Origin of the sequence: Spartinivicinus poritis, assembly GCF_028858535.1 — a bacterium.
GTDB lineage: Bacteria > Pseudomonadota > Gammaproteobacteria > Pseudomonadales > Zooshikellaceae > Spartinivicinus > Spartinivicinus poritis.
Genome location: NZ_JAPMOU010000137.1, coordinates 1 through 2400, shown reverse-complemented (window position 1 = coordinate 2400; position 2400 = coordinate 1). Strand labels below are relative to the sequence as shown.

Genomic DNA, 2400 nt, shown 5'->3' with positions numbered 1-2400 from the left:
TAATAACCTGTTAGCGGCTATGGACGATCCAGCTCAAACTAATAACCTGTTAGCGGCTATGGACGATCCAATCCAAATTAATAACCTGCTAGTAGCTATGGATGATCCAGCTCAAACTAATAACCTGCTAGCAATGCTAACAAGTACGCGAAATAAAGATATTACAGGGGCTAAACTTATAATCAACAATTTTAAAAAATTATTTAACATCAATTGATGTATTGATAAATTTCACTAATTGAGGAACCAGTACTTAGTGGTTATTTCTGATTATGACAGGCCTGTTTGTACCTCTTTGTCTTCTATGCTCAATTTAGTTAATAGTTAAAATTTTTTAGTTGGTAATTACCAAGCCATCCAAGCTTTTCAGCTATATGGGTGTAATGCACTTCCTTATTGTCCTGCAGGATACAAAGGTTTTGGATGAGGCAAAGGGCTTCAATCAAAAGAAGCCCTGGTGAAGTATGTTAGCAGGTGGTGGACATGATAATGCGGAGGGGATTTGTGCACCATCTCTCTGAGGCCTTTGTGCCTACCTGGGTCTATGCGAATTACTCATCACTAAGCCGGTATAACAACGGCAAGCCAGTCCAAGATTACTTCAACACCATCACCGTCGGTGCCGGTGGCACCGGCACCGGCTATGGATCCAATTGTATTCGCTACCTCAGCGGAGAATCCGCCCTGAGTTATGTTCGTGGTGCATACCGTGAGAAGTTGATAGATTGCGTTGTCAGAAACACAACGAATGGTGACCTGAACGCATGGTGCGGTGCAGAATATTTTGGGTGGAAACTGGACATTAAACTGCTTGGACTGAGCGTCAGGAATGCACACCTTAGCTGTTGAACCGCAAAGTACAACAGGAGGGCACGGAGCACATGGATCACGAGGTGGGCAGTCGTTACGTGGTTGGTTACATGATGCGGTCATGAGAAAACTCCTTGTCAATCTAACTTAATTTCAAACTCACTTAGGTTAAGGGGGATACTTGGCTTATAGGCTCCAATCCAACTGGCCAGCGGTCTACTCTGATCGGATGGTTAAAAGCTACCCCACAAATAACTCAGTCAAAAAGGTGACTCAAACTAAATTCTAAATCATGTAGACTGGCTAGTCATATCACGACTACACATGCAGTGTAACTAATTAGGGGGGTGTCTGAGTTCTGGTAGGCTGACTACCTTATTAAGAAAAAGAAACACTTGTTGTGGTCAAGTAAATTTGAAAGCTTAATTATACGACGACTGGTGTATTGTTTGATAGGTCGAAAGAGGGCCGATGATTAGATGATCCTGTCTTTGGTCACCACTTCACCGATTTTTAGCAAAAAACTGTTTGTTTTGCAACCAAACCTGAATGTTAGGCGAACTTTGCCTATGGAGCCCAATAAATCGGTTTTTGAAGAGCTAGTGTAGTGGTCTAATATAGCTGGAAATCTATAATGTGGCATAAATAGAATGCCTCTACCCTCAGATACAGCCTGTTTATTGAGCGAATCGACTATGTCACTTTATGATTTTCTAGCTATAGAAACCAACACTTAACTCGTTGACAGGTAAGCCACTAGTTTGACTCTCAAGGCTTGGCCTCTAGATTCAGTTTTATGGAGAAAGAAGACATGTGTAAAGTTTCCAGTGGCTTGGCGGCCCACATAAAAGGAAACAATACACATGTCATATCAAAGCTTAAGTCATTCTAAATGGGATTGTAAGTACCATTTGGTTTTTGTGCCAAAAGGAAGAAGAAAAATACTTTACGGTAAAATCAGAAGTTTTTTAGGCCCATTATTTCATGAGTTAGCAGGTCAAAAACGTTGTAGGATTTTGGAAGGGCATATGGTGCAGGACCATGTTCATATGTTGATTGCGATACCGCCAAAATATGCTGTATCAGAAATAGTAGGGTATTTAAAAGGTAAAAGTGCCATAGCAGTTGCAAGGCAATTTAGTGGAAGGAAAAGAAACTTCAATGGGGAGTCGTTATGGGCAAGAGGTTATGCGATTTCAACAGTTGGATTCGAAGAAGAGCAGATTAGAAAGTATATTCGAAACCAAGAGCAACTAGATGGAAAAGGCACGGATGAAGAGGGTGATTTTTAACACAGAAGCTAATTTTAAACACTGAACTTTAACATTGGCAGCCCTTGGGGCTGCTCATGCTGTCAAGCCTCCCGCTCTGCGGGAGCGTTATGACTAAGAGATAATAGCCACATGTGTTGTTGGAAGAAGTTATGACCAAAAAGAAGAAGACTTACACGCCAGAATTTAAACAAGGTGCAATCCAATTAGTTGTAGAGCAACAAATGAAGCTTTCTGAGGTTGCTCACCGATTAGGCACATCCGATAAAAATATCTTTCGCTGGGTTAAAGAGTATAAAATGAACACTTCTACTCCCCC

General features: G+C 41.3%; 3 protein-coding genes. All 3 read left to right on the top strand.

Annotation, left to right across the window (positions count from 1 at the left end):
• The coding region (locus ORQ98_RS29330) for a hypothetical protein (protein WP_274692373.1) at nt 1-217 on the top strand (217 nt) is incomplete at its 5' end.
• 1456 nt (nt 218-1673) lie between these two features.
• A complete protein-coding gene (gene tnpA, locus ORQ98_RS29325; protein WP_274692372.1) occupies nt 1674-2102 on the top strand; it encodes an IS200/IS605 family transposase in 429 nt (142 codons plus the stop codon).
• Nucleotides 2103-2233: 131 nt separating this feature from the next.
• The coding region (locus tag ORQ98_RS29800) for a transposase (protein ID WP_425347736.1) at nt 2234-2400 on the top strand (167 nt) is incomplete at its 3' end.